This is a genomic window from Endozoicomonas sp., from assembly GCF_965196975.1.
GTDB lineage: Bacteria > Pseudomonadota > Gammaproteobacteria > Pseudomonadales > Endozoicomonadaceae > Endozoicomonas.
Genome location: NZ_OZ239981.1, coordinates 431,624 through 444,715 on the forward strand (window position 1 = coordinate 431,624; position 13,092 = coordinate 444,715).

A 13,092-nucleotide genomic window follows, 5' to 3' on the forward strand; every position below is an offset into this window, starting at 1 on the left:
AAAATACACTGTTTTTGAAATAAGAGTCCCCCAGTGTAGTTCTGTAATGAGAATGATGAATATAACGACTTGCTGTAATTAATATGAAAATGAAATGTAAATTATTCTGATATTAATTATTGAGAAGTAAGTGTCACCCCAAAGGGGCAACACTTTTCAGAATCAATCTGACCAGCATAGTCTGCCGGGTAACCCCGGTTTTGGAAAAAATTGAACGCAGGTGGGCACGAGCGGTATTTCGACTGATAAACAGAGTCTCGGATGCTTCGTCCAGAGTCAGGCCATTCGCTAAGTGCATAGCCAGCTGGGCCTCTGCTGGCGTCAGGTCAAAAAGGGTTTTAACAATGTCCTGTGCTGGTTGGGACTGTCTTTCCGGATCACTGACAAAGATGGCAACGCAAGGGCGCTTACCAGTACCGGACCATTGGGAAGATGGAATAGAGCGAATGATGATGCCCAGGTCCCGCTTGCCTGACAGTCGTGCAACCCGCATGGCCTGAACAATGGATGGCGTGTTATTTCGCTGATGAGCCAGTGTTTCTTTGATCAGTTCCCGGAATCGGCGGGTATCCTGTTGGGTACCAATATGAAGTGTCCGGCTACTGACTCTAAGGCCATCATCTTCATTTTCCAGTTCTTTGGCCACCTGGTTGATTTCAAGTACTTTACCTTCATCATCCAGAATGATGGTGCCCACTGCCAGCTGGTCGACTGCTCCGGCATAGAGGTTACGTTCGGCTTCCATCCGATTCAGCTGCATATGCAGTTGAACAGCCCGCATCAGATGGGGAATCAGGGTGTTAATCAGCCATTTGTCATCATCACTGAAGCGATTCTCTTCACTTCCCCGGCTGATTCTTAAACTGCACTTGGCGCCATCAGGTGTGTGGATGTCAGCGCCTAATATATGGTGAACATTAATAGGTGCCAGAAATTGCTGAAAATACTCGGACTGGTGTCGTTCATCTTCCGGAATGAATTCATCCAGTGTGACCACCTGCCCACTGGGTAGATCAACAAAAGGGTCCAGTGCAAAAAAGTGATCATTATAGGAGGTTAGCGCTTCATTATGGTGGGCACCGCCAGTACTGAGAATCAACCCTTCGGTATCCTGAGACGGGGGGCGTAGGATTAAAGTAGAAAAGCTGGCGCCAATCTGCTGTTCCAGATATTCCAGAAACAGCTTCCAGGGGACTTTGCTTTGTAACCCCCCGTACAGCTTGTCCACCAAATCACTGAATGCTTCAACACTGATGGTTTTGCTCATTAGGCTTTTCTTCGTTTTATGATCCGAATGGTAATCGGAAGATCCATTTGTCCGTGATTATCGCCCGATTCAGTGAGAAAAACCAAGGTCGTTTACAGTTGCTTTCTATTTCAGTGGCTCTGGCTCGTTAGTCTCTTTAGACGATGAGAGTTTACCGGGCAGCCGCAAGAATCCATCATTGACTTCGCCTGCCTTTATGGACAGCTTCAGCAGAAGACTGGAAAAGGGTTGTGTTACCACAATCATGGCGATACCGGTAACCTTCTGACTTCCCGGACAAGGCTATGCATAATAATAAAAACGAATTTTCTCAAGGTGTGGCGCTGGTCGTTGGTGGCAGCGGTGGTGTTGGTGCTGCAGTCTGTCATCGTCTGGCAGAGCAGGGCACAACCGTTGCACTGACCTACAACAAAAACCGGGATAAAGCGCTGGAAGTGGTTGCTTCTCTGGCAGAAACTGGTGGGCAGGCCGAGGCTTTTCAGCTCAATATGGGGGACAGGGAGAGCGCAGAGAAGCTGTTTGCTGACCTTGCCGAGCAGTATGGCAATATTCATACCGTAGTGCTTGCTACCGGCTACGATATCCCCCAGCAGTTTATTTCAGAAACAACACCGGAGCTCTGGCAGGACATTATCCAGTCGGATGTGAATGGCTTTTTCAATATTGCCCATACGGCCATTCCTTACCTGAGAAAAGAGGGCGGTGGCTCCATTGTTCATATCAGCTCTGCGGGTTTGTTCCGTTTCCCTGCCCGGGATGTCCTTTCCGTTGCTCCAAAGGCTGCTATTGAAAGCCTGATAAAAGGGATTGCAAAAGAAGAAGGTGCTTATGGCGTGCGGGCCAATAGTGTCGCTATTGGCGTGATCGAGACCGGTATCTTTTTAAGGTTGAAAGGCACGGCATTTGATCAGGCGTGGGAAGATGCGGTATTGCAGAACCTCTGTCTGAAGCGCTTTGGTCAGGCTGAAGAAGTGGCCGATGCCGTGGGCTTCCTGGCTTCCAACCGGGCACGTTATATTACTGGGCAGATTATTTGTGTAGATGGCGGGTACCACGTTTAAGTCATCAATATCCCTAACAACGATTCCCATAATAACGACAAGGGGAAACTAACTTGGACAGCAGCAATAATAAAAAAGGCGGGAGCAAACCCTGGGACACCATTGTTGATGTGGTGGTCGTGGGATCTGGTGCAGGTGCATTAACCGCTTCACTGCGTGCCCATGATCTGGGCCTGAAAACGCTGGTCGTGGAAAAAACAGAACAATATGGCGGTACTTCAGCCATCTCCGGTGGTGGTATCTGGATACCAAACAGCTTTCAGATGCAGGCCATGGGAGTAAAAGACTCTGATGAGGTAGCCGTCGATTACATCAAACGGGTTATTGGAGAAGAGCCGGGTGATGGTCGTATTGAATCCTATGTGGCCAATGCCAAGAAAATGCTCCGTTACCTCGAAGAGAACACCCGGGTTCGTTATGAAGCCCAGTCTGCCTATGCGGATTACTACCCGGAACTGCCAGGCGGAATGCCGGGCTATCGCTCCATGGATCCCATGCCTTTCCATGCCAGCAAGCTGGGCAGTGAATTTGAAAATCTGAGACCAACGACACCTGCCACATTGATGCTGGGGCGAATGGCCATGACCATGAAAGAGGCGCGTGTCTTGCTCTGTCGTGGTAAAGGCTTTCTGTTGACCAATATGAGAATCATGTGGCGCTATTACCGTGATATTTTCTGGCGGCTGAAATCCAAACGGGACCGATTTCTTACCCTGGGAAATGCACTGATTGCCGCTTTGCGTGCCTCCATGCTGGATCGAGGTATTCCCCTGTGGTTGAACAGCCCAATGGAGTCACTGGTGGAAGAGAACGGTCAGGTCATTGGTGTGGTGGTTAACCGTGATGGCAAACAGGTAAGGGTAAAGGCCAGGAAAGGGGTGATCATTGGTGCCGGAGGCTTTGAAAGCAATCAGGCCATGCGGGATCAATACCATCCTCAACCATCACAGAGTCTCTGGAGTGCTGCACCAGAAGGCATTAATACCGGGGACGGCATTCAGGCAGGCCAGAACCTTGGGGCTGCAACGGCATTAATGGAGCACAGCTGGTGGGCGCCGACCAGTCATGTTGAGGGTGAAACACGCTCCAGAGCCATGTTTGTAGAGCGTGCTTTACCCAACTGTATTCTGGTCAATAAAGACGGCAAGCGCTTTATGAATGAAGCCGCCCCTTATAACGACTTTGGAGACGGTATGTATGGTACCGAATCTGTACCATGCTGGTTCGTTTTTGATGCTCAATATCGCCATAAATACCCTTGTGGAGCCTTATTGCCAGGCTACGCTGTGCCAGATAAAGCGGTGCCGAAGCGATATAAAAACTTCTTCCAGAAAGCGGAAAGCCTTGAGGCACTGGCAGAAAAAATTGGAGTGGATGCTGCTGGTTTGCAGGAAACAGTTACCAGTTACAATCAGTATTCGGCAGACGGTAAAGACCCTGAATTTGGCAAAGGGGATTCTTTGTTTGATCGCTATTACGGTGACCCAAATACAACGCCTAATCCTTGCCTTGGGCCTCTGGAGAAAGGCCCATTCTATGCGGTGAAAGTTAATATCGGTGATATTGGAACCAAAGGTGGCCTGGTTACCGACGTCGATGGTCAGGTACTTAAAGAAGATGGCTCCCCAATCTCTGGACTTTATGCGATCGGCAATACCTCTGCTTCGGTCATGAAGCAAACCTATCCTGGTGCCGGTTCCACCATTGGACCAGCCATGACCTTTGGTTATCTTTCGGCAAACCATATTGCGCAGCGTCAGGTGGATGCCCGTACGGTTAAAGCGGGTGACGTAGCGGCTGAGAATACTCAGGAGAATAAAAATGCTGTTGAAGCCTGAATCGGTTGTTCTGGTGACTGGTGCAAGCCGTGGAGTTGGTAAGGGTATCGCTTTGGCACTGGCGGAAAGTGGCGCCACGGTTTATGTCACGGGAAGAAGCCAGCAGGAAGGGGATGCCCCTTTACCGGGAACGGTATTCGCTACTGCTGCAGCAATCAATGAGCGTGGTGGCAAAGGCATTGCGGTGGTCTGTGATCACAGTGATGATGCCCAGGTTGAGAAACTGTTTGGGCGGATTCAGAAAGAGTCTGGTCGTCTGGATGTGCTGGTAAATAATGCCACTGCCGTTCCTGACGAGTTGACCCAGACAGGTCCATTCTGGGAGAAAAGCCTCTCTCTTCTGGATATCCTGGATGTAGGAATGCGCTCTACCTATGTTGCCAGCTATTACGGTGCAAAAATAATGGCAGAGCAGAAGCAGGGACTGATTGTTCATACATCGTCGTTTGGTGGGCGCTGTTATATGCATGGTCCTGCCTATGGCGGTGGCAAGGCCGCGGTAGATAAGTTTGCGGCGGATATGGGGGTTGATCTCAAGCCTCATAATGTCGCCTGTATTTCGCTCTGGTTAGGCCTGGTTCTGACAGAGCGTACCCAGCGTGTGTTTGATGCTGAACCTGAAAAATACGCAGACCTGGCCGCGACTGCAGAATCTCCCGAGTTTGGCGGACGTGTGATTGCCGCTCTGGCAAACAGTGATGATATGCTGGAGAGAACCGGGCGCATCTGGGTTGGCGCAGAGCTGGCAGAAGAACTCGGAGTAAAGGATGTGAATGGTGCACAGCCCCCTTCACATCGGGCATTCCTGGGTGGGCCGGCAATGCCTAACCCTGCGGTTATTGAATAGTGCTCTCTTGTCTAAAATGTCTGGCCTCATTAAGGTGAGGCCGTCATTATCCTGCTTTACTGTATTCCTTTATTAATCCTTTTCTCGTTTCATCTTTTTCGCTAGCTTGGATGATCAGGCAAACCATAATCAATCCCATGCCAAGCCATCCAGTTGGTGCAATTACTTCCTTGACGATAATTACTGCAAGACAAACTGCAACCACCGGCTCAAACAAGGTTAATAAGGTTGCCTTGCTGGCCGGTATGAATCGCAGGCCAAAACCGAAGCAGAGATAACCCAGAAACATAGGGACTAAGGCCAGATACCAGACAGCTACTGTATTCTCAATGCTTGAGAACAAATGTTCACCAGTAAACAGAAGTGTTGGTAATAAGAAGAGTGAGGCGCAGCAAAAAATACTCCCCATGGCTGATGTTGAATGTGCTCCTTGTTCCATTAATTTCTTGGCGGCGCAGGTATACCCGGCATAAGTCAGTGCCGCCAGCAATCCAAGCAGTACCCCTATCTGTCTGCTTGAATCCTCAGTGATAGCCTGGGTGCTGTAATCCTCTGATAAGGTGAGTAATACAATGCCTGCTGTTCCAAGCACCGCACTGAATAGCCAGCGAAAGGTGATCTGCTTTTTGTTCAGCAGCAGGCGCTCAATAATCACGGTCATAAAAGGAGCGCTGGCGATGGAAATCACATTGCCAACAGCGACGCCGGCGAAGTGCATCGATGAGTAAAAGGCTTGCGGATACACCGTTAAAGAGAGAGAACCGATGAGTACTATTCGCCAGGAATGACTGAGTAATAGACACTCTTCTATCAATTTTTTTCTGGCGGTAAGGGCCAGTAATATGCCGCCTATGCCCATGGAAAAAGCACCAACCGCCATGGGGTTTACATCCGATATAAAACTGGCTGCAGCACCAGTGGTTCCCCACAGTAAAGCAGATAACAGCACTGCAATGCTGCTCTGGCTGCTGGTATTGATATTTCTCAAAGCATACTTCATTTCCCTGCTCCCTGAGTGGTCATCTTCTTAGTATCTAAGGGTATAGGAGAGATTCAGCATGCACTTTGCTGAAAAGACGCTGTGGTTGTTTGATCAGGCGCTTTTCAGGGGCTAGCAGGTAAACGCTTTTGGAGACAGGCCGAAATGGGAGGTGAAACGACGGCTGAAGGCAGAAACATCGTTGTAGCCAACACGTTCTGCTATTAGCTGGATGGGTAGGTCGGTATGGGTCAGCAATGCCTTGGCCTTTTCCATGCGTTTCTTAATAATGTTAGAACTTACGCATTGACAGCTCTGATAAAAGATGGTCTCAGCCAGTCTTTACCATCAGAGAAGCTCTTAATGAAGTCCCAAATAGCATCCTTGAGCGCATCATTCTTAACGCGATAGATGCTACTGAGAGATTCAGATACTTTCTTGGCCTGAAGGCAGGCATACCCAAAGATAGAGGCAAAAATATGGTTCCTGACCTGCTGCTTTCCTCTCACCTGAAAGCGCTCAATACTGCAGAGTTGTTTCAGCGCCCGGTGATACTCTTCGATCGCCCAATGGTGCAGGTGAAGTTCATTAAAGCCTACCTGTGGTGATACCTCTGATCCAGCATGGGGTGTGTAGACGACGTAATGGCGCAGCTCGTTTTTTAGCCGCGTCCGGTACAAACGCACAGAACCAAAATTACGTAGCCAAACGGTTATTCCCTCTTCAGGAATCTCCAGGCTCTGCACTTGTTGGTAGTCACCCTTTTGGATAGAAACAGTACGGTTGCTTTTAACGGCAAACATAAAACCCAGACCGTTGTTTTTCACAGTCTTCAGGTTTGCGGCACTGCTATACCAGGAATCCCCCGTAACAAATGCAGGTCGTAAGCCCCATACAAGTACTTCTTTCAGCATCTCGAGAAAATAATCATTTTTGGACTTTCCGTCCGCAGAGTCATAGATACGGAAATTGACAGGAAGGCTATAGCCTTTGATATCGGTGTAATAGAGCGTTATGAGATTAATGCCCTTGACGGCTTTATGATGCTTGCCCGAGTAATGATAGCCGATGAATGCCGTGTAGTTACTGTACGGCTTATCCAGCACCGTATCATCAACCGATAGCGTGCCCCCATCAAGAATCAGCCTTGCGGCTACTTCCATGAAAAGGTCATTGGGAGCAAAGTCTTCACGTTGTAGAAAACGGTTAACGCTGTGGTGTGACATATCTCCGATCTCACTAAGGCGAGTACAGGTTGCTGATTTCGGCTCACACAATAGAAACCCTGTATATTTCGGCAAATCACACCCAGCTGTTGTAGGTCTTGTTATCTTTCTACGCACGACGACATCCGCTATTTTTTGCTGATCTAGCAATTTTTACAGCTGCCTGTCAATGCGAAAGTCCTAAATGTGCTGAATAGCAGTGCAACCGACGGCTTCTTTAAATCGCTTTTTGAACTGGGTAGGGCTCAGGCAGGCGATGCTGGCCAGACTGTCTATCGTTAGCTCCGTTTCCAGATGGTCAACAATATAAGCGAGGACTGGGCGGATACGAGGGTCCAGGAACTTATTGCCACTTTCCTGTTCCAGCAGACCGACAAAAACCTCAAGGATTGCGGACTCTATTTTGTTATTCACCTGCCGCTCCAGTTGTTTTTCAACGAAGTGCAGAAAACTGGTTAATGGTGAGGAAATGGCAAAAATCACAAACTCAAGTGCCATCAGGTTGGCAGGCAGTTCCGATAAATCTGCGACGATAAATCGTGCCGCCTCATCGGCATTAAAATGGTGTTCCACACCGGCCCTGATAACCACGCATTCACCAACAGCAACCTTCCCCCGGTAATCATGAAGCTCAATGCCAATGGTTCCCTGAATAGGCAGAACCAATTGATGGAAGTCGTGAGTGTGTGCCTGTGTTGTCCTGGTATACGAGCGAATGCTCAGACTGTTTTCCATGGATTTCGTCCAACTCCAGTGGCTGCCGCTTTATTCCCTTGCTGATATTAGAACAGAAAGTAACCGAGCAAGGTATCAGTTAGCGATTTGAGGTCATGGAGAGGCCGCATATTGATAGCCGACAATGGCCGGTTTTTGTAATTGAGGGCTGTTATTGGCTGCGTAGAATGGTGTATATCGGAGATCCGGCTTCTTTTTGGGTTTAAAGACGCGGTTCGAATTGGTTGATCAGATAAACAGTAATGATTCAGCAGGGTCGTCTATTTTCAGACCATCTCCTGAATCCTGGATACAGTGAACAAGCCAGAAAAGCGGTATTTTCATGGAAAATAACAATAAAGAACTGGAAGCCCGAATGGCTGCCACGATTGGTGTTGAGGTGGGTCCACAGCGAAGCTGGGATCCCGTCAATCTTCCAATGATCCGTCACTGGTGTCAGGCCATGGGCGATGATAACCCCATGTACACCAATCTGGAATATGCAGAGCAATCCGACCAGGGATCAATTATTGCACCACCCACCATGATTCAGGCCTGGACCATGAAAGGTGTGACGGAAATGCCGGCACCGGGTTCTGTTCCCAGAACTGAAGAACAGCCATATGTTCTTGATATGCTGGACGAAGCGGGCTATGTCTCTGTTGTAGCGGTTAACTGTGATCAGGAGTATTTCGGTTACGTAAAGCCCGGTGATGATATCTCCCATACCATGACCATCGAGTCGATCTCCGAACTGAAACAGACGGCCCTGGGGGAAGGGTATTTTGTTACTGAACTGTGGACGTTTATTAATCAGGACAATGAAAAAGTTGCAGAGATGCGCTTCCGTCTGTTGAAGTTCAAAGCTCCCCAACAGGCTCAGCGTCCGGCAAGTGCCGACAGCCAGAGCAATAAGCCTAAGGCTCCCCAGCGCCCCCGTCCAGGGTTGAATCGTGACAACGCATTTTTCTGGGAAGGCTTAAAGCAGGGCAAGCTATTAATCCAGCGCTGTACTTCCTGTCAGACTCTGAGACACCCGCCTTCCCCAATGTGCCCAAGCTGCCAGTCTCTGGAAAAAGACGTGGTAGAAGCCAGTGGTAAGGGGGTTATTCACAGCTTTGTCAATTTGCATCATCCGGCGCTGCCTGCCTTTGATGATCCGAACCCTATTGCCCTGGTGGAACTGGAAGAAGGCACAAGACTGGTCGCAGGGTTGATCAATATTGAGCCGGAAGACGTCCGTATTGGTATGCCGGTGAAGGCTGAAATTACCCAGTGTGATGATGAGCTGACACTGGCTCTGTTCAGTCCGGTAACAGAATAAATCTGGAAAGCATGATCAGGTGTTGTTGCTCCGATGGTTGGTCGGAGATTGAGGCAACATTTTATAAGAATAAAAAGAGAATAGTGGAGTCAGTGTAATGGATTTTTCATTTAGTGAAGATCAGGGAGCGATTCGGGATCTGGCAAAACAGATTCTGTCTGATCAGGCAACCGAGACCCGCCTGAACCAGCTGAAAGCGGAAGGTGAAGGGTTTGATAAAAACCTCTGGTACCAGTTTGCAGAATCCGGGCTGCTGGGGATGGCCATTCCTGAATCGTCAGGCGGCAGTGGTTTTGGTTTAACAGAGCTCTGCCTGATGCTTGAAGAGCAGGGGCGGCATGTTGCCCCTATGCCACTGCTTCCTTCCCTGGTGCTGACCGCGCTGCCGATTGCCCGCTTTGGCACAAAAGAGCAGCAGGAAAGATACCTGCAGCCACTCGCCTGTGGTGAACACATTCTTACAGCGGCACTTGCCGAGCAGAGCATGCCTGAGGCCATCAGGTCTGAAGCGACAGTCTCCACCAATGGCGACAGCCTGCTTCTGAACGGCACTCGTGAGTGTGTACCGTACGCAGGTGAAGCCAGGGCTATTTTGATGCCAGCAACGGATGATTCAGGTAAAACGGTATTGCTTCTGGTGGATGCCCTGGCGGCGGGTGTTGAGCTGACCCCGCAGAACAGTACTCATGGCGAACCCCTTTATACCGTGCAAATGGCCGACGTTGCTGTTAGACCACAGGATGTTCTGGTGGGTGCTGAGAGTGGGGAAGAAGCACTGGAGTGGATCATTGCCCGAGGTCAGGTGGCTGCTGCTGCGACAATGGTTGGTGTGACTGAAGAGGCTTTACGGCGTACTGCTGAATACACGACAGAGCGTAAGCAATTTGGTAAGGCCATTGCTGGATTCCAGAGCACTACCATGCGTTGTGCAGACGCTTACATCGATATTGAAGCCATGCGCTCCACATACTGGCAGGCGCTTTGGCAACTTGAAGAAGAAAAGGCAGCTGCACCGGCCGTTGCCACTGCTAAATGGTGGGCTTGCATCGGTGGTGGTCGTGTGGTTCATACCGCCCAGCACCTGCATGGTGGTATTGGTGCCGATATTGACTATCCACTCCACCGTTACTTCCTTTGGGCCAAGCAGCTGGAGCTGAGCCTGGGTGGTGGTACCTATCAGCAGGCGACACTGGGTGCACTGCTGGCGGATGAATCAGCAGAGGTCAATGTATTATGAGCGGGCTCGTGATTGCTAATCAGGACAAGACGCAGCAGTTTAATGATCTGTGTTTCGATCAGGTAGACGTTGGCCAGAAGCTTCCGGTTCAGGAGATAGACGTTACAACGCGGCTTATTGTTTCGGCGGCACTGGCCTCTCGTGATTATCAGAATGTTCATCATGACCGGGATCAGGCTCAGGCTCTGGGTTCTCAGGATATCTTTATGAATATTCTGACCACCAATGGTCTGGTTGGCCGTTTTATTACGGACTGGACCGGACCAAAAGGGCGTCTGAAGTCGGTCAAGATAAAGCTGGGTGTGCCCAATTATGCCGGTGATGTCATGAAGCTGGTGGGCAAGGTGCAGGACAAGCGGGAAGTATCAGGAGAAAACCTGGTAGAAGTTGCAGTGACTGGTAAGAACAGCATGGGTAATCATGTCACGGGTACCGTAGTGGTCGCCTTGCCGGCAGTAGACCAGGGAGAATAAGAAATGGCAGCAGGATCTCTCAGTGGCCAGGCCGCAATTGTCGGTATTGGTGCAACCGAATTTTCCAAAAACTCCGGCCGCAGTGAAATGACGCTGGCCGTGGAATGCGTAACTTCAGCGTTGGAAGATGCCGGTATTCATCCCTCCGAAGTGGATGGTCTGGTTACCTTCACTCTGGATAATAACCCTGAAATAGAGATATTTCGTGAGATCGGTGGGGAAGAACTCAAGTTCTTCAGTCGGATTCACTACGGTGGTGGCGCAGCCTGTGCAACCGTACAGCAGGCGGCGATGGCGGTGGCCAGTGGAGTGTGTGAGGTTGTCGTTTGTTACCGTGCTATGAATGAGCGCTCGGAATACCGTTTCGGCGCCGGCATGCAGGATACCCAGGCTCAGGCCGATTTTGAAACGGCGCATTATGGCTGGTATATCCCCCATGGTCTGGTTACTCCTGCTTCATGGGTAGCCATGTGTGCACAGCGTTATATGTATGAAACGGGTGCCACGACAGAGGACTTTGGGCGGGTGGCGGTTGCTGCACGACAATTTGCTGCTACTAATCCCAATGCGTGGTTCTATGAACAGCCCATCACCCTGGATGATCATCAGAACTCCCGCTGGATCTGTGAGCCACTGCGTCTGCTCGATTGCTGTCAGGAGAGTGATGGAGGTGTGGCTCTGGTCATTACTTCTGCGGAGCGGGCGAAAAAGCTGAATCATAAGCCTGCCCTGATTAAGGGAGCGGCACAGGGTGCCTGTGATGATCCCCAGATGATGACTCATTTCTACCGAAAGGATATCACCCGACTGAGCGAAGTGGGGCTGGTTGCCAAGCAGCTATACCGCCAGGCGGGTCTAACTCCGGACGATATCCAGACGGCGGTGATCTATGATCACTTCACACCGTTTGTGCTGCCTCAGCTGGAAGAGTTCGGGTTCTGCGATAAGGGAACGGCTAAGGACTTTATCCGTGATGGTCAGATCACCATGGGAGGAAGGCTGCCTATCAATACTCATGGCGGGCAGATTGGTGAAGCCTATATCCATGGCATGAATGGTATTGCCGAGGCTGTGCGTCAGGTTCGCGGCAGTGCGGTGAACCAGGTTGATCAGGTGAATAATGTGTTGGTATCAGCTGGTACTGGAGTACCAACAAGTGGCTTGATACTGGGTCAGTAGAAGACCGTGAAATTGATCATTTACCTGCTCTGCCGGAAAAGGTAAATGATTAATTTCTATCATTTAATTTCCATTAAAAAACGGTGTGGTGAATAAATGCTCTGAGAAATAAGGTTGCTGAATTTTATCCTTTGGGAACCATTTGGAAATAAGTTGGTCTATCATTTTGTGAAACCATAGTTTCAAATATTTTATCGGCCACACATCCATGTTATGGACGATGACCTGAAAGACCAAAGGATTTAATGATGAAACAAATTCTCAAATTTTTCACTATTATTACAGCCAGTCATTTTATTGCTTTTTTAGCGCATGCAGACATAGGTGATGACGGCTTAGATAATGATCGTGAGGTGATTCTGGAAACTCGTGATAGCGAAAGTGACTCAGATTCAGATAATAAAGAAGATCAGATTCGTATTATTGATGGCTTGTTCAGGGTAACCCAAGACCTTATCAATGCGAATGACTACGTATGTGGTTCTGTTAATATTCAGGTTCAAGGTGACTGGAAAATAAAATCAGTTAAAGTACATGAAGGAACCATCCAGAATCAATTCCAATTCAGAGACAATGGGCGTTCAACGTTTAAACCAAAATTTGAGAATACCCGCTTTATTCAGGTAAAACAGGCTACTGGGTACACGGATACTGCGAGGACCTATGTATTTACTCATCCTATTGATGTTGACGTAACTCTCGTTCAGATTGATGGAGCGAATGAAACGACATATCGGGTTCAGAAAGGAACCTGTAATGCGGTTCAATTGGGTAAAGTAAAAATGAAGTTTTTAGATGGTATTGATTTACCCTATTTTATTCGACAATCCGAACGTGATGATCAAACCTGGTTTGTTCATTCCATTAGGTCAGAATATTACACTCCTGCCAATATTTTAATACCTTCGAATATCGTATCGGATTAATTGTTTTTTACAGCCACTGAT

At 49.0% G+C, this 13,092-nt stretch carries 13 protein-coding genes; 8 read left to right on the top strand and 5 right to left on the bottom strand.

Annotation, left to right across the window (positions count from 1 at the left end; all coding sequences use genetic code 11):
- Positions 1–133: 133 nt before the first annotated feature.
- Positions 134–1,267, bottom strand: coding sequence for a helix-turn-helix transcriptional regulator (locus ACOCLE_RS01990; RefSeq protein ID WP_419535295.1), 1,134 nt, complete (start codon positions 1,265–1,267; stop codon positions 134–136).
- A gap of 284 nt (positions 1,268–1,551) precedes the next feature.
- On the opposite strand from ACOCLE_RS01990, the gene ACOCLE_RS01995 reads away from it, so the two are divergent.
- Genes ACOCLE_RS01995 through ACOCLE_RS02005 form a run of 3 tightly spaced genes read left to right on the top strand, consistent with a single transcriptional unit; the run spans position 1,552 to position 5,013 of the window.
- A complete protein-coding gene (locus ACOCLE_RS01995; RefSeq protein ID WP_419535296.1) occupies positions 1,552–2,328 on the top strand; it encodes an SDR family NAD(P)-dependent oxidoreductase in 777 nt (258 codons plus the stop codon).
- 53 nt (positions 2,329–2,381) lie between these two features.
- Entirely contained in the window at positions 2,382–4,166 is a 1,785-nt protein-coding gene (locus ACOCLE_RS02000; protein ID WP_419535297.1) for an FAD-binding protein, read from the top strand.
- Positions 4,150–5,013: an SDR family NAD(P)-dependent oxidoreductase gene (locus ACOCLE_RS02005; RefSeq protein ID WP_419535298.1), complete on the top strand. Its 864-nt coding sequence runs from the start codon at positions 4,150–4,152 to the stop codon at positions 5,011–5,013. Before ACOCLE_RS02000 ends, ACOCLE_RS02005 begins: the two co-directional genes overlap by 17 nt.
- 46 nt (positions 5,014–5,059) lie before the next feature.
- Here the strand turns inward: ACOCLE_RS02005 and ACOCLE_RS02010 are convergent, their stop codons facing one another.
- The 4 genes from ACOCLE_RS02010 to ACOCLE_RS02025 form a co-directional block, all read right to left on the bottom strand.
- Complete coding sequence (locus ACOCLE_RS02010) at positions 5,060–6,013, bottom strand: DMT family transporter (RefSeq protein ID WP_419535299.1); 954 nt, start codon at positions 6,011–6,013, stop codon at positions 5,060–5,062.
- 111 nt (positions 6,014–6,124) lie between these two features.
- On the bottom strand, positions 6,125–6,268 hold the full coding sequence (locus ACOCLE_RS02015) for a helix-turn-helix domain-containing protein (RefSeq protein ID WP_419535300.1): 144 nt from the start codon (positions 6,266–6,268) through the stop codon (positions 6,125–6,127).
- Positions 6,269–6,291: 23 nt separating this feature from the next.
- Positions 6,292–7,335 carry a transposase gene (locus ACOCLE_RS02020; RefSeq protein WP_419533005.1) on the bottom strand — a complete coding sequence of 348 codons (1,044 nt, stop codon included), beginning with the start codon at positions 7,333–7,335 and terminating at the stop codon, positions 6,292–6,294.
- A 63-nt stretch (positions 7,336–7,398) separates the two neighbouring features.
- Positions 7,399–7,953 (bottom strand): AraC family transcriptional regulator, encoded by a 555-nt coding sequence (locus ACOCLE_RS02025; protein WP_419535301.1) that lies wholly within the window; start codon positions 7,951–7,953, stop codon positions 7,399–7,401.
- A 322-nt stretch (positions 7,954–8,275) separates the two neighbouring features.
- On the opposite strand from ACOCLE_RS02025, the gene ACOCLE_RS02030 reads away from it, so the two are divergent.
- The 5 genes from ACOCLE_RS02030 to ACOCLE_RS02050 all read left to right on the top strand — a co-directional run bounded on the left by ACOCLE_RS02030 (position 8,276) and on the right by ACOCLE_RS02050 (position 13,071).
- On the top strand, positions 8,276–9,256 hold the full coding sequence (locus tag ACOCLE_RS02030) for a bifunctional MaoC family dehydratase N-terminal/OB-fold nucleic acid binding domain-containing protein (RefSeq protein ID WP_419535302.1): 981 nt from the start codon (positions 8,276–8,278) through the stop codon (positions 9,254–9,256).
- A gap of 97 nt (positions 9,257–9,353) precedes the next feature.
- On the top strand, positions 9,354–10,493 hold the full coding sequence (locus ACOCLE_RS02035; protein WP_419535303.1) for an acyl-CoA dehydrogenase family protein: 1,140 nt from the start codon (positions 9,354–9,356) through the stop codon (positions 10,491–10,493).
- Entirely contained in the window at positions 10,490–10,966 is a 477-nt protein-coding gene (locus tag ACOCLE_RS02040; RefSeq protein WP_419535304.1) for a MaoC family dehydratase, read from the top strand. The genes ACOCLE_RS02035 and ACOCLE_RS02040 overlap by 4 nt, the downstream gene beginning before the upstream one ends.
- A 3-nt stretch (positions 10,967–10,969) precedes the next feature.
- The gene (locus tag ACOCLE_RS02045) at positions 10,970–12,145 is read left to right on the top strand and encodes a lipid-transfer protein (RefSeq protein ID WP_419535305.1); all 1,176 of its coding nucleotides are present in this window, start codon (positions 10,970–10,972) and stop codon (positions 12,143–12,145) included.
- Positions 12,146–12,390: 245 nt separating this feature from the next.
- Entirely contained in the window at positions 12,391–13,071 is a 681-nt protein-coding gene (locus ACOCLE_RS02050) for a hypothetical protein (protein WP_419535306.1), read from the top strand.
- Positions 13,072–13,092 lie beyond the last annotated feature (21 nt).

Bases quoted from the DNA above. Each gene is read 5' to 3' on its own strand.
- ACOCLE_RS01990 (WP_419535295.1), bottom strand. From the start codon at position 1,267: ATGAGCAAAACCATCAGTGTTGAAGCATTCAGTGATTTGGTGGACAAG.
- ACOCLE_RS01995 (WP_419535296.1), top strand. From the start codon at position 1,552: ATGCATAATAATAAAAACGAATTTTCTCAAGGTGTGGCGCTGGTCGTT.
- ACOCLE_RS02005 (WP_419535298.1), top strand. From the start codon at position 4,150: ATGCTGTTGAAGCCTGAATCGGTTGTTCTGGTGACTGGTGCAAGCCGT.
- ACOCLE_RS02010 (WP_419535299.1), bottom strand. From the start codon at position 6,013: ATGAAGTATGCTTTGAGAAATATCAATACCAGCAGCCAGAGCAGCATT.
- ACOCLE_RS02015 (WP_419535300.1), bottom strand. From the start codon at position 6,268: ATGGAAAAGGCCAAGGCATTGCTGACCCATACCGACCTACCCATCCAG.
- ACOCLE_RS02025 (WP_419535301.1), bottom strand. From the start codon at position 7,953: ATGGAAAACAGTCTGAGCATTCGCTCGTATACCAGGACAACACAGGCA.
- ACOCLE_RS02030 (WP_419535302.1), top strand. From the start codon at position 8,276: ATGGAAAATAACAATAAAGAACTGGAAGCCCGAATGGCTGCCACGATT.
- ACOCLE_RS02035 (WP_419535303.1), top strand. From the start codon at position 9,354: ATGGATTTTTCATTTAGTGAAGATCAGGGAGCGATTCGGGATCTGGCA.
- ACOCLE_RS02040 (WP_419535304.1), top strand. From the start codon at position 10,490: ATGAGCGGGCTCGTGATTGCTAATCAGGACAAGACGCAGCAGTTTAAT.
- ACOCLE_RS02045 (WP_419535305.1), top strand. From the start codon at position 10,970: ATGGCAGCAGGATCTCTCAGTGGCCAGGCCGCAATTGTCGGTATTGGT.
- ACOCLE_RS02050 (WP_419535306.1), top strand. From the start codon at position 12,391: ATGATGAAACAAATTCTCAAATTTTTCACTATTATTACAGCCAGTCAT.